Below are 20,400 nucleotides of genomic sequence, written 5' to 3' on the forward strand. Positions count from 1 at the left end.
ATTGATATTCAAGATCTTGGATGACTCTTTCGGTAAATCTCCTTTAATTCTGAAATTGAATTATGTGTATATATCTGTGTTGAAGTAAGGTTAGCATGGCCCAGCAGTTCTTTTATGGCATTCAAATCGGCGCCCCTGTTGAGCAAATGGGTTGCAAAGGTATGCCTGAGAACATGGGGGCTTTTCTTAGAGAGGGTCGTGGATTCTGCAAGATATTGATTCACAATACTGTATATTGCTCTAGGATTCAGTTTATTTCCCTTCTCGCTGATAAATACCGAAGCGGGAGACAGGTTCGTTATCTTTTCTGCCCTGTGTTCAAGATAACTCTGCAGTGTTTTCACCAGCGATTCATGCAGTGGTACCAAACGCTCCTTCGATCGTTTTCCCATCACTTTTGCCACACGCCGGCGGAGATCAATATCCTTCAATTTTAAGTCAATCAGTTCTGCTCTTCGTACACCTGTGGCATAGAAGAATTCTAACACAGCCCGATCGCGCCATCCTTTAAAATCGTTGGTGAACCGAAGTGAGGAGAGCAATTTATCCATTTGCTCTTCGGCCACAAACTCCGGAAGCCTTTTTGCGGCTTTTGGTCCCTGCACCTTTTTCATAGGATCATGAAGGAGCCGGCCCTCTCTTTTTAGAAAGCGATAATAGGTCCGAAGCGCACTTAATTTCCGGTTGACAGATCTCGCATTGATGCCCTGATCCATTAAAAAAACAATCCACGATCGTACTTGCAGGTGATTCAATTCCGCAAGGTTTTCTGTCATGTAGGTCGTCTGTGTAAAGTCGCGAAATTGAAGCAGATCGTCCAGATAGGCCTTTACGGTTAGGACTGAACTTCGCTTTTCATTTTTCAGATAGCTCGCGAAAGAATCGAATATACCGGCCACTATCATAGATTACACTCCTGCATTCATCTACGCAACAAGGTAAGGAAAGTTACTTCTTTATCAAATATTAACAGGCTGAGAATGATCAGTTGTAATCGGTGATCACATTATATAATGTGTCTCTCTCCACAGGCTCCCTGCCAGCCTGCTTTACCAGCGCGATCAATTCTTCTGTAGACATGGAAGGTGTCTGCTCTTCGGATCCTGCCATGGTATATATTCGGGTTGTGTCGTCGATAGTACCATCAATGTCATCCACCCCAAACGAGAGGGAAAGCTGAGTGCTTTGGCGTCCTATCATTGGCCAGTACGACTTAACATGTTGAAAATTATCCAGATAGACTCGTGACACGGCATAATTCTTCATATCCTCTACTATGCTAACCTCCTCTACCTGCCTCATCTGATTGTCTTTGTTACGGAATTTGAGTGGGATGAAGGTATTAAACCCTCGTGTTTTATCCTGCAGATCGCGGAGTCGTTTTAAATGATCTATTCTATGAGAATAACTTTCAATATGCCCATAGAGGATGGTGGCATTAGACGGAATACCCAGCCGATGTGCTGTTTCATGAATTCCCAGCCAGGTTTCACTGCTGCATTTATCACCGGAAATTTTTTCCCTGATCCCGGCATCAAAAATTTCCGCTCCTCCGCCCGGAAGTGAATCCAGTCCGGCTTCCTTTAACACAGAGAGTCCCTCTTCTGTTGTTTTTCCGGATTTACGGAACATATACTCAAGCTCAACGGCTGTAAATGCCTTTATATGCAGCCCGGGGCGGTGTTTGCGAATCCGACGAAGAAGATCCGCAAAAAAATTCAGATCCATCTTCGGATGTACCCCTCCTACAATGTGCACTTCCGTAACCGGCTGTCCATCGTATTTGTGCACGATCTCCATCATCTCGTCTGCAGACATTTCCCACTGTCCATCCTTTTGCTTGAGTAAACGTGAGTAGGAGCAAAACTTGCAGTCAAAAACACAAATGTTAGTAGGTTCGATATGAAAATTTCTGTTGAAATAGGTTTTATCCCCATTCTTCTTCTTACGAATAATGGTGGCCAGCATTCCGAGATAAGATAACTCTGCTTTTTCATAAAGCAGCAAGGCCTCTTCATCAGAGATCCGTTCTCCTTTCTCCACTTTTTCTGCTATCGCATTCCAGGGCGGAGTCAGTCGAGACTTCATTAACTGCTGTTCCATACGGCAAAGTTAGGCATTCGTTACGGGGAAATAAAAAAGGGGGGCAAAAAGCCCCCCTCCTGATTCTCTATTCATATCGGTTACTGACCAGACACCACCAGGCGTTTGGTGATTTGTCCTGTGCCATTATCCAACTGAAGGAAATAAATACCTTCTGAAACACCGCGAATATCTACTTTAATCTCCGGACCATTTGTATGGTGGAATGATTTAATAAGATTTCCGAGTGCATCGAATACTTTGACCTCACAATCGTTCAGATCGTACGCGGGTGAAGCTACGATGAATTGACCTGCACTCGGGTTAGGAATCAGGTTCACGGCAAAGGCCGTATACTCATCCACACCAGCGCTGGTAGGCGTACAACCATTCGATGTTTGTAAACTCACACGCGTTCCGTTCATGATCGCAGTCACGCGACTCTTCTGACCTGTGGTAAACATGTACATACATGCATCGTCTGTATAGTCCATGTAGTTCATCCACATAATGCCGGGAGAAGTGGTAGTGCAGGCATCCGTAACAACCTGCGACGGGCTGAAACAACCAAACTGATAGTTCGCAGCGTTCGGGGTATCGCTTACCTGATCTGATCCGCTGCAAGCACCGTTATCATCTCCCCAGATATGATACAAATTCAGCCAGTGACCCACCTCATGCGTGGCAGTACGCCCTTTGTTGAAAGGAGGCGACGCGCCAGTAGTTCCTGTGTACTGGTAATCTATCACTACTCCGTCTGTGGCGGCTGGTCCTCCGGGAAATTGAGCATATCCTAACAATCCGCCGCTCAAATCACACACCCAGACATTCAGGTATTTGTTTCTATCCCAAATATCCTTCCCTCCATTGGCGGTGTACTTCACTGCATTGTTTGTGGAAAAGGAGGTAACAGTGGTTTGAGTATAAGTGATGCCGGTCGTTGATGCTCCTGTCGGCGTCCGCTGGGCTAAACAAAACTGGACCTCACAATCCGCCACCAACCCCTGCCACACGGAAGGTGTCAGGTTCCAGTCGGTGTTCAGTTTCCGGTAATCAGCGTTCAAAACGGCGAGCTGATCGTTGAGACGGCTAACATTAAGCGATTCTGCGGTGGTATTCCACACCACATGAAAAACCGTTGGGATCGTCACCACGGCTGTCAGGGAATTATCAGGATTTGTACGGAAATAGGAAACATAATCCTGGATATTTCTTTCAATTTCCTCGCGAACCTGTTTGATGGTTGGATCCTGTTGTTCAAGCATAGCCTGATGCTCCATTGTTCCACAGGAGCGATGCTGCGGCGTAAAGTCCTCCTGTGCATTCAATGCACAAAAAGAGAGGGCGGCAGCCATGGTTAGTAAAGGTCTCTTCATTGGGTTAGTTTTTGGTTGGTTATGGTTTACGAATATAATTCAGTTCCGATTGAAATGCAACTTAAATTTTCAGAAGTGTAGAATTTCAGTATGTTCCTCATGCGGAATGAGACTAACATACCGCATTGAATATCAAAGAAATACTAAATTTACCGCGCTATGCAGAGAAATTCTCCGGTTGGCGTAGCGATATTAGTATAGCGTACTCTAAATGGCAAATCAAAGTTTATTATTTGTACAGGTCATCAGGACAGTTTTTATCGGTCTGACTGCGATGCTTCTCGGTTCCTTTTACCTTCCCCCTTATAACCGAACGATTGATTTCTCCGGGATGCAGTGGCAGGTGAAGCATCATTCCAAGCCAGAGGGTCCGGGGCCGAATTATTTCTCGGATCATGATTCTTCTGTGTGGGTGGATGCCTCAGGAAGATTGCATCTCCGGCTGAGGTATTCCGATGGGCGGTGGTGGTGTGCAGAGGTGATTGGCATGCAACCGGTGGGTACCGGGATCCTGAAATTTGCAGTAGAAGGTTTGCCGGAGAACTGGGATCCGCAATGTGTACTGGGTTTATTCACCTGGTCAACTGAAAAAATAAAGCACCACGGAGAAATCGATATTGAATACTCGTTATGGGGCAAAAAGAAAAACAAATGGAATCTCCAGTTTGTTGTGCAGCCTCATAAAAAAAAGCAAAACAAATTTCGTTTTACAACCAGCATCCATCAGCCCAAAACACATGAAATTATCATATCAGGAAAAGCAGTTGCGTTCTCTACTTCGGGTGTGAATGAAGAAGAAAAAAGATTTGTAGTTCGCAAAAAATGGTATCCGGAGAAAAAGATTTTTCCCCGGATTAATTTATGGCTTTACCAGGGGATAGCACCGGAGAAGGGTGAGTCGGTAGAAGTGATCATAACCTCTTTTAAATTCCTACCTTCGTTCTGATGTGGAAAAGAAGGTTAATCATCACCGTGTTCTTTCTGGCTTTACTCACTCCGCTCTGGATGTACCTTGCCTGGTTGCTGCGGCCCCCGCATCCAATGAACATCTTTATTCTGGACAAAACAGTACTCACAAAAAGCTGCGACGAGCACCGATCGCTGAACTGGGTACTTACAAATGAGAAGATTGTCCGGCCGGACACCCAACTATACGTTACGGAAAGTGACTACTCGGGATTCTTTCCCCTGGAATATGATCAGTATGAGGTACGTGATATCGAAAAACTAAGCGCTCAGCAGGTAGACAGCATGGCAAATGTGCTGGACATGGTTTACTACACGGATATTTACGGGATTTACTGGAATGACTGGTACCAGGAAGGAATGCCGGTTTCGGAGGATGAGCGCATCCTGAATCTTTTTAAAAATCTGTTCGGAAAAAAAGCAGCACTGGAACGCTCTCCGTTGATTTATGGAGGCCTTCACGCGAATGAAGTTGAGCTACTCCGGGAAATGAAAGAAAGGAAAAAACTGATTCTTACCGAATTCAATCTGCTGGCCTCCCCATCCAACGGACCAAACCGGAAAAAGGTGGAACAATTATTCGGTTTTACCTGGAGCGGCTGGGTGGGAAGATATTTTATTTCACTCGATACCCTTGTGAACCCGGAGATTCCACCCTGGGTTGTGCGCCTCTATAAGGAGCAACATCAAAATACCTGGCCCTTTCACAAATCCGGCATTGTACTTGTTCATGAGGACGAAACGATTGCGATTCTGGAAGACGAGACTCATCTGGAGGCCGATGTTCCCGCCATTGTTACAACCGATCAATATCAGGATGAATACGGCCTGCCCTACAGGGTGATCTACCCATTCTGGTTTGACGTGATCAACACCGGTGACTCCAACGCGGTTATCTCCTGGTATGAACTGAGTCCGAACAAAAAGGGAGATTCCATCCTGAATAAAAATCACATACCATCGCTGTTTCCTGCTGTTATTAAGCGAAAATCGGGATTTCCTTTCTGGTATATGGCTGGCGACTTTTCCGACAATCCCATCCGTATCAATTATATGTCCCGTCTGCGGGGGATTAAGACGTTTCGGTATTTTATGTACGACAAAGGAGACAAGAGCGACCGGAACCGGTTTTTCTGGAATTATTATTCCATACTGGTACCGCGAATCATAAGGGATTATCAAAATGAAATGAAATGAGGAAGTTCCAGGTCATTTTGCATTCCTTTGCGGCAATACTGCTACTGGTCGGCTGCCAAAGCCCTATTTCGGAATATTACCAGGCTGTGAATGACACCAAGGAGGGGGATTTCCGGAAAGCTGAATTCTTCTTTGAATCCTATGTAACGGAGCGGCCCGGATTTGACTCTGCATGGTTTTATCTGGGCTATTGCAAGCAAAAAGGGGGGGATCTTCGCGGTGCTGTCAAATGTTACGATGAAGTAACAAGGCTGAATCCAACCTATTATGAGGTGTATAACACCCGAGGTATTTGCAAGGGTATGCTGGGAGATCCGGACGGGGAACTGCGTGAATATGACCGGTGTATCGAACTTGCGCCTGACTTTCACCGCCCCTACTATAACCGGGGAAATCTCAAGTACGATCGCGGAGATTTACCCGGCGCCCTCAGTGATTATTCCCGTGCCATCGAACTCTACCCTGGATATTCCAAAGCCCATTTCAACCGGGCCAGTGTTCTGGATGATCTCCGGCGATATGACGAAGCGCTCCGGGATTATTATGCGGCTGTAAAAGATTCGTCCATCGCCGGAGAGACCTTTTACCAGATTGCTATGGATCAGCTGATTCTGGGCGATACGGTTCTGGCTTGCCGCGCACTGGACAGCGCGCTTACGCACGGATATTTCAAAGCAGGTTCTGAATTAAACCTTTATTGCAAATAATACCGTTCGAATTCTGATTTATTCCTAATTTCATTCCCGAAATAAAACACAATAGTTATGTTCAATGTTAACGGAACCATCAAAGAAGTATTTTCTGAACAGCAGGTAAACGACCGGTTTAAGAAAAGAGAATTCGTACTCACAGTAAATACTTCCCAATACCCTCAGTATGTCCTGTTTCAGCTTACACAGGATAAATGCAGTCTGATTGATCCCTTTCAGCCGGGAGAAGAGATAAAAGTACATTTCAACCTGCGGGGCAGGGAATGGAAAGACAGGGAAGGAAAGATCCGTTATTTTAATTCCCTTGAAGCCTGGAAGCTTGAGAAAGCAGGAACAGTAAGCAATACTCCCACTCCTTCATCGCATTCGGAACCGGTTCCGGAAAGTTTCAGTAATAAAGGGACTGACGACGATTTGCCCTTCTAATATCCCATCACCTGATCTTCGTCGATCGCTTTTGCATCAAGCGCATCCCTCAGGCCGTTTCCAACGAGCATAAACGCCAGTACAAGGATCATGATCGCGAGGCCCGGAACTATTGCGAGGTAGGAGGAATCTGTAAAAAGATACTGGCGGTGATCATTGATCATGGCTCCCCATGATGCCGTAGGCGGTTGTGCACCAATACCCAGAAAACTCAGTCCCGCTTCAATCAGGATAGCATTCGCGAAATTTGCCGCACAGATTACGATCACTGGTCCCATGACGTTGGGCATGATATGCCGGATAATAATCCTGAAATCTGTAAATCCCAGCGCACGTCCGGCTTCAACAAACTCCTTTTCTCTCAGACTCAGCGTTTGTCCTCTGACCACTCTTGCCACATCTACCCACATGGTAAGGCCCACGGCTATAAAAACTTGTCCTAGTCCCTTTCCCAGCGCAAGTGTGATAGCTATTACCAGCAGGAGGGTGGGAATACTCCAGACCACGTTAATAACCCACATTATGAAATCATCCACCCAGCCTCTGAAGAAACCAGAGATGGCGCCTAGCAGGATACCGATAAAAAGTGAAATGACTACCGACACCACACCCACCGAGAGTGACACCCTGGTACCCAGCAGTAAACGCGTAAGCATATCGCGGCCAAGTTGATCTGTGCCGAGCCAATAGGTGCGGTCTACGATAAAATCCTCTTCGATCCGGGTATATAATTCTTCTCTGGAAATAGTAATAAGTTCGGTATTATCCTTTTCGTGTATCCGGAATTTCCCGGCAGAGGAATCTACCTCCTGCTTTTGATTCTCATCCAGCGCAAAAACCACATCTGCTATGTCATGAGGGACCTCCTGCCTTGAGATCACCCCTTCGCCCATGTAAGGTTTTACATAGATAAAGTTTCCGTCAAAGCGGTAATCGATAATGGGATGATGATCGTACATATTCTGACGACCATTCCATGCTTTAGAGATCCAGCTTCGGTCATCTTCTTCTATATTCTTACGAACGAGGAGAAACCTGGCGGTGTAGCCAGGTGGTTTTTCACGCAACTCTGAAACCACAATGCTTCCGTTTGGGGTAGAATCCGGTGTAATGTTCGGACCGAGCAGTGATATAAGTACACATAATCCGATAGTAACCATCCCGAACACTGCAAGACGATTCCTCTTCATGCGTTGCCACGCATGATAACTGAGTGATTTAGAGAACTGCTCCTTATTCACTTTCATCTACCGTCGACCACTACCCTGCCCTTCCATTGTAACTCGGGTTTGTTGATCAAACCTGCAAGCAATCTTGACTGAACCCAAACCGACATTAAAAATGCCGGAACTGACCATATCAGCATTGCCATTCGCCGGAAGCGGATAGAGGGTAAAAGTACTAACAAAAAGTCAATGAACCATCTGATAAACAGGGGGATAAAATAGACCCATTCCCAATATCCAAGTGCCCCGAATACCAGTGGCATCAGAAAGAGCATCACTTTAACAATCGTATCCACAACAAAAAGGCTCAGCGCATTTTGGTCGGAAAAAGAGTGCATTTTGGAGAGCCATCGCAGGCGTTGGGCGAAGAACTGATTTTGGCTCAGTGCGGGAAAGGTCAGCACCGTGGCCTCTCTGGCCCCGGCATGTAACACAGCCCCGGGGGATCCGGCCATTTTCCGCATCAGGAACATATCATCACCTGAACTGATTTTTTCATTTCCTTCATAACCATTGACTTCGAAAAAGCAGGACTTACGAAAAGCGAGTGAAGCACCCGTACAAAGACGCGGATTTCCCCATCCGCATGAGAATGCACTTATGGTATAAAAAGCGAAATGCTCCAGCTCCTGATAAGCCGCCAATAATCCTCCGGCACCTATCATTCGCACATTCCCTACAATCATTTTTACTGAATGATTAGAAAATCCAGCCGTCATTTCCGAGATCCAGGCACCGGAAGGTCTGCAATCAGCATCTGTAGTAAGAACGATCCCTCCGGTTGCCTTACTGATACCGAATGTTAGTGCAGCCTTTTTACCCTGAAGGTCCTCCGGAAGCGGAAACACGGATATGTTCATGCGAGGGAACAACCGGACCATTTCCTTTACCGCTTCCAGCTCCAATTCAGAATTATGATCACTGATCAGTAGAAGTTCCCAATCAGAAAAAGAAATGCTCTGCTTCGATAAACAAGTAATCAGTTCTCCCATTTCCGGCTCATTACGAAAGGGCACGATGACGCTGTATTTAACCATGCTGATGTCAGGCCGGTTCATTCTTCTTGAACATAAGAGCCGCTCCGGAAAGTGCAGGAATTGCCAGGTTAAAACACCAAATCATCAGTGATGCAAAAAGAACCGCTTCTGCATCGGCGCATACCGGGCTAAGGAAAAGAACCGCGGATGCTCCCCGAATGGATATGTCCAGCGGAAAGACGAGCAATCCGGGAATCACAGAGGTAACAAAAAATACCATTGGTATCAGGATCCACCCGGTCCAGTCCGCATCTACGATCCCAAACCAGCGCAGTATCAGCCAATACTGCACCAGAAAAACCAGGTACCGGAGAACCGAAAGACCCGTGACTTTCATCACTGTGAATGCCCCAACCTGGTGAACCGTTTTCAGTAATGACGAAAACTTCTCACCCCAACGGCTCACGAACTTACCTGCGCTGACAACATACATAATAACTGCGGAAAAGAGTAGGAAAACGAATGCATACATCAGCATATCACCGACAGGAAGTAACACTTCGTCCACCATCTGAATAATTCCTGAAAAATGCCAGCGGTAAACCACCCAGGCGATACCTGCCGCACTTACCGTGGTGAGCAACTGTGTAAGGGAATTAATCACCGATAGCATAATTCCCCGGGGGCGCAGGGGTGGGTGTATATCCATGATTCTGCCCAGGAACTCTCCCACTCTGTTTGGTGTAAGGATTCCAACCGCCAAACCTTTTAACACGGCAGTAAGGGCGGTACTGAAAGAAACCGAGAGACCGATTCGGTGCAGGAGCACCCTCCACTTTACAGCTTCCAGTAACCAGTTGACAGGAATGAGCAATATAAAAACTCCAAAATATACTGCGGCATCCGGGAACATGAACGCCCTGTGGAACATGTCAAAGGAAAATGGCTGGTCCGAAAAAAAAACCCGATAGATAATATACCCGGTGGAAAGGAATAAAATAATGCCTTTCAATAAAAGTCCAGTAACTTTAGCGGTAATGGCCACAGGCAAAAGTATTGGAAAAAAACCAGTGTCTGATAAAGTGATTCTGGGTATTGACCCGGGAACAAATGTAATGGGATACGGGATTATTCGTGTTTCGGGTCCGATCACCACTCTCATCCATCTGGATGTATTCAGAATGGAAAAACTCGAAGATCATGCTATGAAGCTAAAGGCAATTTTCGAAAGCACCCTTCAATTGATCGAAAGGTATCAGCCCGACGAACTGGCAGTGGAAGCCCCCTTTTTCGGTAAAAATGTGCAGTCCATGCTCAAACTCGGCCGGGCGCAGGGGGTAGCCATTGCAGCGGCTCTCTACCGGAATATTCCAATCTTCGAATACTCACCCCGTAAGATCAAGCAGGCCATCACGGGTAACGGAAGTGCCTCTAAGGAGCAGGTGGCAGCTATGCTGAAGCAGCTACTACACATCCAACAAATGCCGAAACTTCTGGATGCCACGGACGGTCTTGCCGTTGCACTTTGTCATCATTTTCAGAGTGGCGGCGCACAGGCTGGCGGAAAAAAATACTCCGGCTGGGAAGGATTTCTGAAAGCCAATCCCGGGCGAGGCTCAAAGAAGTGAGTAGGCTTTCCGGATTTTTGCTGCTATTTCCTGCATTTCCTTTTCCGCCAATTTTAATTTCGGGAGGGAAAAATTGATTGTACCGCTGTTCAGCGGAATAAGATGTATATGAGCATGCGGAACCTCCAGGCCGATCACTGCAATTCCCACCCGCTTACACGGAACGGAGTTGCCGATCGCTGCGGCTATTTTGCGTGAAAAAATCCAAAGCCCATTGTATTCTTCAGGCTCAAGATCAAAGATGTAATCTGTCTCCTTTTTTGGTATCACGAGTGTATGTCCTTTCTCCAAGGGCATCACATCAAGAAAGGCCATATAGCGTTGTTCCTCTGCAATTCTATGGCAGGGTAATTCACCGTTTACGATACGCGAGAAGATACTTGGCATTTTAAAAACAACGGCTGCTGATCCGGTTTCCCGGCACGCACCGGACTAACTTGAAATGTCTACTACTTCAAAAATCATTACCCCGGAAGGAACTCTGATTTCCGCCTTCTCCCCCACCTTTTTCCCAAGCAATCCCTTTCCAATTGGCGAATCAACAGAAATTTTACCCTCCTTCAGGTTTGCCTCCTGCTCAGGAACAATTGTATAAGTCATTGATGCATTGTTTCCGGTATTGCGGATTTTCACCTTTGACAGGATATGGACTTTGGAATTGTCCATTTTGGAATTATCAATAATACGTGAGTTGGCCAGAAGATCCTCCAGCTTGGAGATCTTCAATTCAAGCAGTCCCTGAGCTTCCTTTGCCGCATCGTATTCGGCATTTTCAGAAAGGTCTCCCTTATCACGGGCCTCTGCGATCTGCCGAGAGATACTGGATCTTTCCTTGGTTTTCAGGTAATTAAGCTCCTCCTTGAGCTTTTTTAAACCCTCTTCCGTCACATAATTTACGTGTGCCATGGGACAATCTGTAAGAGATAAAAAGGGAATCCCGATCATAGACCGGGATCCCCCTGATTCATACTACTAAAATACTAAAATCCTGACAACTTACAAATTGATCCTGGCGCCGATAGCATGACAGCCACTGAACGGGTTTGTGAAGCGGTAGGAATAATCCAATCCGAATGTCGAACCATTTTTACCAAAAGGAAGTTCAACCGTAAATCCTGCGCTCGGGCCGGTGAATGCGGTCGTCCGATCCTCCTTGTTCATGATGCCTTTCTCGTAACTATATCCAGCGTGCACCATGATCCAGCTCTTGTAAGCATACTCCAAACCAATACGCAACTCATCCTTGGAGAAGGAATTAGAAGTAAAGTTCACTCCCGTAGTCAAACGGTGCGTCTTCATATTTGCCGAGTCGGATGCAAAATAGAAATCGTATCCGAAACCAATGTTAATCAGCGATGGTAATTCAAAGGGCTCTGAGCGTTGTTCAACGGTCATGGTTCCGGCGTTTCCATTTGGAAGTGGTGTTTTGAAGGAAAGACCATCTCCTTCGAATTTCAGACGCGGGCCCACATTTTTCAATGCAATACCAAACTTTATCTGATCATACTTACCGGCAACATACTGAATACCTGCATCCAGGGCCACTCCGCGTGCTTTCAGGTCGGAGATTGATTCGCTGATGATCTTCAGATTCATTCCTCCGTAGATATTATCCGAAAACGTTTTGGCATAAGAAAGTCCTATGTTCATGAACTGAGGCGAATAGGTTCCGATTCCACCCTCTGGAAGTTCGGTGGTTGTAATATCAATTTCACCGAAATTCATTGACATTATTCCGAGTCCGAGCACCCCTGTAGAACCCACTTTTTGTGTGAATCCGAACGCGGCAATGTGGATATCCGTTCCCACCAGCCAGCTGGTGCGTGTGAATAGCATCTCGGTCTTTTTGGTAAAGGCCGTTCCAGCAACATTCAGAAACTGGGCTTCCAGTCCTCGTACGAATGCGGAGTTCGCTCCTCCCCAACCTGAACTACGCGCCCAGGGATTGATGAGTAACTCCGTTGCACCGGCCTGGCCGGCACGGTCTTCGTTTCCTGCGCTCATGGCTCCGCTGATCAGGACCAAGGCGGCGAGGGCTACTTTTTTCGGATCTATCATTGCTTTCATACTCTTGATGTTATTCGTTTCCGGTGTGTATTATCATTAGTAAGTCTCGAGATCGGCCGGGCGCATCGCACCAAACCACTTCAGTATCTTTTCACCGATTACATTACCGTCTTTATCCATTGCCTCCACATGGATGATATACAATCCGCTGGCGACCGGTATTCCTGCTGTATTCTTCAGATCCCAATCAACCGATGTAATCGTAGCATCGTCCTTGGTGAGTTTACGAATCAATGTTCCGCTAAGGGTGAAGATCTTGATGGTAGCTTTATCGGGGAGGTTTGTGATCTTCACCCGTGTATCCACCTGGTTCTTCTCGTATCCGGAATAAGCGTAATACGGATTTGGTACAATGTTGATCAGGTCCACTGCGTTCTCAGCACTCTCGTTGTCGTCCTTTTTGGTCATCAGATCCGTTGTACTGAAAGTGTACATCGGGTTATTGCTGTTCTGCGACGGATTGATAGAATCGGCAATTACAGTATATCCCTTCTTATATGGCTTTTTCACACGCAGTTTAACAGTTACATCCGAAGGAATCTGCGAAGGATCGCTGATGTTGTAACCATTGGACAGCATTGGAATGTTCACCCACATGGCGTCGCGGAAGGCATTCCGCTTGGTTGTGGGCGCAGGCATATTCACCTGCTGGGTATGGTTTGCAAGAATCACACGCAGTTTCCTGCCGTAGTCATACCGGGGAAGCCAATTCGTGTCATTGCTATTATGCCCGAAGATGTAGATATAATGCATTCCGCCGAACACTGCTGCGTTAAAAGGATTCGTAGTAGCTACAGTGGACGTTGGGTTCCATTTCATATCACGGCCATTGTGTCCGGCCATCCAGGAATTTTCCGAGAATGCAATATTCAGGCGCTCACCGGTTTCCTGGTTGATAGCATAACCCGGGAACCAACCCATTCCGGTTGCTCCGATGAAGTCTGCATCATTCGGATCGTTGGTAACCACTCCATCGCCTGTATTTCCATTCTTATCTACGGAGGCGGCGGTACGCAGATCCAGCTTACGCGCATTGAGCTGAGTGTTGGTCGGGTGCGGTTGAACAAGATTTTTATCGTCTCCTGCCTCCAGCACCACGCAGCGGGTCCATTTGCTCTTGTCTGCGGTAATCACCAGATCCACAGAAGCGAGGTACGACCAGTTTGCCAGGTTGGCATAGGTTTTATCCCAGCAAGGGCCTCCGATATAACAAGGTGAAGGCGGTGTAGTGGAATTGTCAGAGGCAGCAGTGAGGCGATAAGGTGACCATGTGCCTCCCAGAATGCGCTCATAGATTCCATCATTATCCTGACCTGTATAATCATCGTAAGAGGCGAGGCAAGTGTTGTTGGTCTGGTCGTCCTGTGTACCGGAACGGATCCAGTTTGCTGCGGAATATCCATCCTCATCTGCCAATGCGGTGAGCCATTGTTTGGTAGGATCCGCGAAGTTCACACTGGCGGTAATAAAGCCCATATCCTCATCCGTTGTAACACCGGGGTTATTCACCTGGGTAATCGAAACGGAAAGCCCCCATTCCGGAATGATCTGCTCATTGGCAACCTGCAGATTTATCGTACGCTCGGAGTTCACGGTCATGTTAGGACCGGTGAGCGTCCAGTTTGAGCTCGATGCCACTCCAGAGAATTTCAGGGTGAAGTTTCCATCCGGCACATTCAGTGGATCTACTACTTTCACATTCACCGGGCCGGCCGAATATTCGTATGTTGGAGTCTTGATCCTCCAATCGTCAGCATTCGACATAATATAATCAACAGAGGACTGAGTTAACTGGAGGTTCATTGCGCCATTTCCATTCCCCTCAATACGGGTGATCTTCGGACCCACACCGTACGATGTTTGCTGGTTGGTTCCTCCGTTTTCCGGTGATGGAATATGTGGGATACCTGTATAAAGCTTGATGTTTCTGCGACCCGCTTTGTAAGGCTGTTTCTGGCCATCCAGTGCCTGCGGATTGTTCTGATCGTAAGTCAGATAGTTGTTATAACCATAAGAGACCGCCATGTAGAAGTAAGTCTTATGGTTCACTAATCGGGGGTCTCCTGTTGCAAACTTATCATCTGTGATCCGGACGGAATGAGAAACACCAACATCTTCCCCATTCACCATTTCCTGAGGAACGTTTGCATTTAACGTCTTATCAAATTCAAAGTTGACAATCTGGGTGATTCCGTTTTTAACATCGCACTGGAATACCAGGCGTGCCTTATCGGGGTTATAAAGTTCCGAGCTGGAAACTGTACCGTCCTTTAACTGCCATACCTGATAACCTTCGAAATCAAAGGTTGAATCCAGCGTGGGATACGCCAGAGAGATTACGGGATCTTCTTCTGAGTACTGCTCCAGATAATTGTTGGAAGTAGGTCCGTTCCCGAGATAAAGGATGAGTTCCTTATCCAGCTCCTGGATGGTGATATCCGGAGCATCCGGGCCGTTCAGCACCTGGAAGCAATTATCGAACAGTGCCTGCGCTTTTTTGTCGGCGGTAAGCATTTCAGCAATAGCTGCCATGTTATTATTAGCAATGGTGGTAGAGGCCCAAACCACACCCACAGTAACCGTATTTACTGCACCGGGTTTCAGGGTGAAAGGTCCGGCCGACTGCAGTAAACGACGATCAGCAGGAGTATTACCAACACTGTTCTCGTCCCATGGTGCCTGCACTGTTTGAGGCTGCTGGCAATTGCCACCCGTTCCCCAGGCATACGTTTGGTCCGAAGTTCCCGGGAACATGAAGTCGCAGGTAGGTCCAGGTTCATTGTATGCGTCACCTCCGTAGGTCAGGGGAAGACCATCCTTCCAGAATCCGGAGAGGTACCCGTAAATATGGTTTGCGTTTTCAGGATTTCCCTGATCCGACCAGTCGTTGTTATAATAAATGAACTTACTCATTACAATCTGTTCGCCCGGTTCATCTACCAGACAGTCGCGGTCATTGTCTTTACCATCGCCGAGATCTGCCAGAGGACCCTGGAAAAAGTCGACTCCGATTGCCGGGATATAATTTCCGTAGGAACCGGGACCACCATTACCGTCCTGGTTATCTCCGTTATAGCAGTAACCGATTCCGTTCTCTACATCGCAACCCACGTAATCATCGGTATAGTCACCAAGGTCAGCATCGATCCATTGTCCGAAGTAGCAGTCATTCAGCTGATAGGTGGAACGATTGATAACCTTATACTGATAAAAGGTCATATCATTCACCTCATCATTCGTGGTAAACGCAAAGGCTTGTGAATGCAATTCAAGACCAATGGCCTCAGCGCCGGATTCTGAGTGGATATTTCCTTTGTCATTAAACACCCACCAAAGTGTTTCATCACCAAAGAGTCGCGCAGCACATCCGCGGGTTCCGGTAATATCGTAATCAGGGTAGTCACCGTCATAGGGGTTATACACCCCATCTCCGTTATAATCGAAGAACGGTGCCAGATAATGAGATTCGTTATACGCTGAATTTCCGTTTCCCGGCCACTGGATCATTGAAGTTGGAACCTGGGGGCTTCCGGCGAGAAAGCTGGCATAGAAATCCTCCACTTCTTTTCTGTTCACACGATAGTGCTTATCATAATAATCACAGCGGCTCTGATCAATCGATACACTGACTGTATCGAGGGGTCCGGGCCAATAGTCGTTACCGCTCTGACGGTAGGTCATGGCGGCTACTTTGAGCTGCCCTCCGGCATCGATACCTCCTATCCAAAGTGATCCGGCAAAGAGTGAGTGGTCGCCACTTCCCTTGGGAACTTCGTACTTGGCATTTTGAAGATCCCACCACATATCGCCGCCTGTAAGAATACGTGCACGTACGTTGTTGATCTCAAGGTCAGTTTGTGAACTTCCCGCGTTACAAGCTGCTGCGATCTGGTTCGGGCTGGAATTTCTCTGGGGAGTTCCCAGATTTTCCCTTCCGAAAGAGATCTGAGCTACTGCCAGCAAGGATGCCGAAAAAAGAGCCAGTCTCATGTGTCCTGATGTTTTTGATTGAAAATTCATAGCCATCTATGGTTGAGTTAGGGGGATTAGAATTCAAGTGCCACGCCCAATCGGATACGGCGCGGGATAGAATAGTTAGAAGGATTATTCACTTTGATGCCATACAGATCGATAAACGAAGTAGGACTTACCTGAGCGTTGATGGTACTCTGAGCTTCTGCGCTGGCCAGGAATCCATCGTCATCGGGGTTACCGGTATAGGCATATACATTTTGGATATTCTTTGTATTGAGAACGTTGAGCACCTGCAGGTATACATTAATATTTACAGGGTTTCCCTTGTCTTCTCCTTCTTTCTTCTTACCAAAAGTGCGCTCAAAGCTCTTATCAATCCGCAGGTCCATACGATAATTCCAGGGGAGGTAAGAACCATTCACGGAACCTTTCAGGGTGGAACGCTGTGCGATTCCAAATGCAGCGGCCTGCGTAACGTTACCCTGCTTGGTATAAGGCAATCCGGATCCCGCACGGAATACCACGTTCATTCCCACATCTTTCAGCCACTGTACGCTTTTCTCTTTGTCGGTACCCTTTCCTTTGGTGTAAACCGGTCCGCGGTAATTCTTCCCGCTTCCAAAACGATAGTCAAAGTTTGCAACAATGGTGTGACGCTGATCGAAGTCAAGGGGCATGGTGGTACGCAGGTTTGGTAATCCCTGGCTTACGAGGTTATATCCTCCAGAGGCTGAAGAACCGGTGCCGTCAGCGAACTGCAGGGTGTAGGATGCCGTCATCTGCACACCCTGACTCCTGCGAAGGTCGTAGGCTACAGAGAAACCTTTTACCGTACCGAAGTCGATGTTTCCGTAAGAGATATAATTCATCGGGTAAGCATAGTTCACATTTACGATCTGGATCATATCACGCAATTCCCGATAGAATGCAGAAATGGTGATAGCAGAATTTTTCTTTTCACTCAGTGTTTGAGAGAATCCGAGTTCGTAGTCTGTGGTGCGCTCCGGTTTCAGATCAGGGTTGTTAATAACCACTCCCTGGTTAGACGTCATAAAGTAATAATCCAGGATCTCCATCCGGTTATTTGAGGATGGGCGCTGGGTCAGCACATCGTAGTGAGCAAAGAAGTTAGCCACATCGGAAATAGGGAAAGAGAATGCAACCCGGGGCATGATAGTTGGCTTAGGCTGATAATCCTTGAAGGCTGTGGCATCAATTTCTGACTTGGAGGGATCCTGAAGATAAGGAGTGATGGTTCCTGTTACACTACCTCCTGCAATAACGGAAGGATCCTGCAACAGGTTTCCGCTTGCATCATACCAATCATCCCCATCACGATATCCCAGAATGGTTGTTGGGTTAATATTATCCACGTAGACCACATAATCGTCTCCCATGTTAGTCGGGTGAGAGCCGTTGGGGTTGAGTGTACCTGCCACTTCGGAAAGTGTTTTTGCGGGATACAGGAGATACTTATCAGAAAGTACCATTTGGTTAGCGTCAAAGAGGTCAACACGAACTCCCACGTTGAATTTGATGTCCTTGAAGTCAAATTTATCCTGAATATATCCAGCAATATACGTTGGGCGATACGCGTCGATGGAGCGTGTGAAGTTTCCGTCCTCATCCTTCTTCGTAAAAAAGTCGTTGAAGGAAATCTTGTCCTTCAGCGGTTTTCCGTCATGCGAATATCCATAGTAGTTAACAATAGAAGCTCCTGAGTTCAGCAGGTCATCAGCCGAGAACATGCTGATATCGAAAGTTCCGGGATCGTAGGAGTCAATATCGATGTATTCACCGGCCCCGAGACCCAGTTTTTCGCGAAGCTGTGCGTCGAAGTACCGTTGCGTACTGCTATTTATTGCGTAGTTATAATCGTAGTAGGGATAGGTTCCTGACAAGTAGGGATTATAGATGGGATTAGCGAGATCAAGCTGATCCAGGTGGAAATTCGCGAGCTGGCGCATGAGTCCCCAGATTCCGATCGGGGTAATTCCCCAGTAGCGATCCACGCGCTGTTCATATTCGAATCCGGCTTGTACCGCGTGCGATTTAATGTCTGCACTAAAATGGGCTCTTACGGAGAACTGTGATGTGTTGGTTACGTTATAACCGCCATATTGTCTTCCTGTGTTATACCACAACGAGTAAATATTGGATGGACGATCGCCGTTGCGGAGGCCGCCCAGCAGGAAGATCTCATCCAGGTTATTCGGATCACCGGGAAGCAAATCGTAAACAAGGGATGTGTAATTGGCGCCGAACTCATTCCGGTCATCACGCTCAAACGTTACCAGGGTATCAAGGTATCCGGCAAGGTGGTATTCAATCTGGTTGCCATTTTGTTGTGCAAGATAAATTGGCTGCCGGTAGGTTTTGAACTTCCCGATAAAGCCGTAATCGAAGAGATTATCCTTGTGGTTGTCATCCTGTTCTGTGCGCTTGTACTGAGCGTAGTTGACCTGAAGAGTATAATATGCGTTTTTGATATTGGAGGTGGACTTATCGTCCTTGCTCACCTCATCACTTCCAAACTTCTGTGTGATCTTGGCAAACGTTCTCCAGGTGTTGGTGATAACCTGAGGGTTGTTGGAGGGGTTATACAGGGCATACTCATAGATATAGGAGTGTCTGTTGTTGTAATCTACAGATCCACCCACGGTAAGAGTAAAGTTTTTGGACACCCTGAAGTCGAGCTTTGCATTCAGTCTCAATGACTTGGAACGAACATTCTGGCGATATTTTATTTTCTCAAGCGAATCCATGGTGATGAATTCCGAGCTCTTATAAGTTCCGAATCCTACATCTGAGATGATGAGCGGTGTTGTGTTCAGCTTGTCAAGAATATCATCTTTTACCTTATAGGCTCCGATTGCAGAGGGATCATCGTCTTTTTCATTTACATATTCACCGGAGACAATGTATCCGATAACGGACTGTTTAACACCTGTTGAATCCTTTTTAGAAAGAATTGGTCCTCCCACGGTAAAACCGAGGAAGTTATAACCATAGGCATCTAAGAACTGGGAAGTAATCCCTTCCACGCCGCCAAAAAATTCTGATTGCGGGCCACGGGTAGAGATGGAGATGATACCACCTGTTGCATCACCGTACATTGCCGGAACTCCACCGGTAATTACGGAAACCTGTTCGATGGAGGACTGGGGCAGGCCGGAGGATCCGATCACTTTTTGTCCGTCGATGTAATAATCCGTTCCCTCGGATCTTGATCCGCGGATATTAATATCACCTCCTTCATCTTCCTGGAACACCCCGGCAGTAGTAGAAGCAACAGAGTTGATATTCTTAGAGGGCATGTTTTGGTATTCCTCTCGTGTAACCGTACCTCCGGATTTGGTATCGGGGTCAATGAGTGGTTCGATGTATTCAACAATTTCCACCTGATCCAACTGCTGCGTAGTGGGGGTGAGGGGGATATCGAGGTATGTTGTTTTATCCGAGGAGATGATCACTCCATCAATCTGTTTGGTTCCGTATCCGACATACGTTGCTTTAACGGTGTATTTACCCGGAGGGAGGGGCTTGAGCGTATAGCCTCCCTCAATATCCGAAACGGTGGTCAGCACCTGATTTCCCCCGTTGAAAATACCCACATTAGCGAATGGGATCGGTTCGTTGTTAGAGGCGTCTTTTACGATTCCCTTAAGGATACCGTTTCCCTGACCGTAAGCAAAGGCTCCGGACATGAGAACGACCGCAACGAATGAGAAAATTTTGCGCAGCATATTCAAGAATTTACGTTAGTGGTT

16 protein-coding genes are annotated in these 20,400 nt (G+C 46.9%); 5 read left to right on the top strand and 11 right to left on the bottom strand.

Features of this window, described 5'->3' with window-relative positions:
- Positions 1–8: 8 nt before the first annotated feature.
- The 3 genes from IT233_06120 to IT233_06130 all read right to left on the bottom strand — a co-directional run bounded on the left by IT233_06120 (position 9) and on the right by IT233_06130 (position 3,458).
- Positions 9–899, bottom strand: coding sequence for a tyrosine-type recombinase/integrase (locus tag IT233_06120; GenBank protein MCC7302196.1), 891 nt, complete (start codon positions 897–899; stop codon positions 9–11).
- Positions 900–984: 85 nt separating this feature from the next.
- The gene (mqnE, locus tag IT233_06125) at positions 985–2,103 is read right to left on the bottom strand and encodes an aminofutalosine synthase MqnE (GenBank protein ID MCC7302197.1); all 1,119 of its coding nucleotides are present in this window, start codon (positions 2,101–2,103) and stop codon (positions 985–987) included.
- An 80-nt stretch (positions 2,104–2,183) separates the two neighbouring features.
- Positions 2,184–3,458: a T9SS type A sorting domain-containing protein gene (locus IT233_06130; protein ID MCC7302198.1), complete on the bottom strand. Its 1,275-nt coding sequence runs from the start codon at positions 3,456–3,458 to the stop codon at positions 2,184–2,186.
- Between the two features lie 211 nt (positions 3,459–3,669).
- On the opposite strand from IT233_06130, the gene IT233_06135 reads away from it, so the two are divergent.
- Genes IT233_06135 through IT233_06150 form a run of 4 tightly spaced genes read left to right on the top strand, consistent with a single transcriptional unit; the run spans position 3,670 to position 6,757 of the window.
- The gene (locus tag IT233_06135; protein MCC7302199.1) at positions 3,670–4,404 is read left to right on the top strand and encodes a hypothetical protein; all 735 of its coding nucleotides are present in this window, start codon (positions 3,670–3,672) and stop codon (positions 4,402–4,404) included.
- Entirely contained in the window at positions 4,404–5,621 is a 1,218-nt protein-coding gene (locus tag IT233_06140; protein ID MCC7302200.1) for a hypothetical protein, read from the top strand. Before IT233_06135 ends, IT233_06140 begins: the two co-directional genes overlap by 1 nt.
- Complete coding sequence (locus IT233_06145) at positions 5,618–6,328, top strand: tetratricopeptide repeat protein (protein ID MCC7302201.1); 711 nt, start codon at positions 5,618–5,620, stop codon at positions 6,326–6,328. Before IT233_06140 ends, IT233_06145 begins: the two co-directional genes overlap by 4 nt.
- A 57-nt stretch (positions 6,329–6,385) precedes the next feature.
- Positions 6,386–6,757, top strand: coding sequence for a DUF3127 domain-containing protein (locus IT233_06150; GenBank protein MCC7302202.1), 372 nt, complete (start codon positions 6,386–6,388; stop codon positions 6,755–6,757).
- Here IT233_06150 and IT233_06155 read toward each other — a convergent pair.
- The 3 genes from IT233_06155 to IT233_06165 are packed head-to-tail and all read right to left on the bottom strand — an operon-like array spanning position 6,754 to position 9,891.
- Positions 6,754–7,947, bottom strand: a complete 1,194-nt coding sequence (locus tag IT233_06155; GenBank protein ID MCC7302203.1) for an ABC transporter permease — start codon at positions 7,945–7,947, stop codon at positions 6,754–6,756. The genes IT233_06150 and IT233_06155 overlap by 4 nt on opposite strands.
- 53 nt (positions 7,948–8,000) lie before the next feature.
- A complete protein-coding gene (locus tag IT233_06160; GenBank protein ID MCC7302204.1) occupies positions 8,001–9,041 on the bottom strand; it encodes a glycosyltransferase in 1,041 nt (346 codons plus the stop codon).
- Positions 9,028–9,891, bottom strand: a complete 864-nt coding sequence (locus IT233_06165) for a flippase-like domain-containing protein (GenBank protein MCC7302205.1) — start codon at positions 9,889–9,891, stop codon at positions 9,028–9,030. The genes IT233_06160 and IT233_06165 overlap by 14 nt, the downstream gene beginning before the upstream one ends.
- Before the next feature lie 106 nt (positions 9,892–9,997).
- Between IT233_06165 and ruvC the strand changes: the two genes are divergently transcribed.
- Positions 9,998–10,588 carry a crossover junction endodeoxyribonuclease RuvC gene (gene ruvC, locus IT233_06170; GenBank protein ID MCC7302206.1) on the top strand — a complete coding sequence of 197 codons (591 nt, stop codon included), beginning with the start codon at positions 9,998–10,000 and terminating at the stop codon, positions 10,586–10,588.
- Here ruvC and IT233_06175 read toward each other — a convergent pair.
- The 5 genes from IT233_06175 to IT233_06195 form a co-directional block, all read right to left on the bottom strand.
- A complete protein-coding gene (locus IT233_06175; GenBank protein ID MCC7302207.1) occupies positions 10,577–10,975 on the bottom strand; it encodes an HIT family protein in 399 nt (132 codons plus the stop codon). The two genes, ruvC and IT233_06175, sit on opposite strands and share 12 nt — an antisense overlap.
- A 45-nt stretch (positions 10,976–11,020) precedes the next feature.
- Positions 11,021–11,494 carry a transcription elongation factor GreA gene (greA, locus tag IT233_06180; protein MCC7302208.1) on the bottom strand — a complete coding sequence of 158 codons (474 nt, stop codon included), beginning with the start codon at positions 11,492–11,494 and terminating at the stop codon, positions 11,021–11,023.
- Between the two features lie 90 nt (positions 11,495–11,584).
- Positions 11,585–12,655 carry a PorV/PorQ family protein gene (locus IT233_06185; GenBank protein ID MCC7302209.1) on the bottom strand — a complete coding sequence of 357 codons (1,071 nt, stop codon included), beginning with the start codon at positions 12,653–12,655 and terminating at the stop codon, positions 11,585–11,587.
- Positions 12,656–12,691: 36 nt separating this feature from the next.
- Positions 12,692–16,645 carry a T9SS C-terminal target domain-containing protein gene (locus tag IT233_06190; GenBank protein MCC7302210.1) on the bottom strand — a complete coding sequence of 1,318 codons (3,954 nt, stop codon included), beginning with the start codon at positions 16,643–16,645 and terminating at the stop codon, positions 12,692–12,694.
- A gap of 56 nt (positions 16,646–16,701) precedes the next feature.
- Positions 16,702–20,376 carry a TonB-dependent receptor gene (locus IT233_06195; GenBank protein ID MCC7302211.1) on the bottom strand — a complete coding sequence of 1,225 codons (3,675 nt, stop codon included), beginning with the start codon at positions 20,374–20,376 and terminating at the stop codon, positions 16,702–16,704.
- Between the last annotated feature and the right edge of the window lie 24 nt (positions 20,377–20,400).

The organism is Bacteroidia bacterium (genome assembly GCA_020852255.1).
Lineage (GTDB): Bacteria > Bacteroidota > Bacteroidia > JADZBD01 > JADZBD01 > JADZBD01.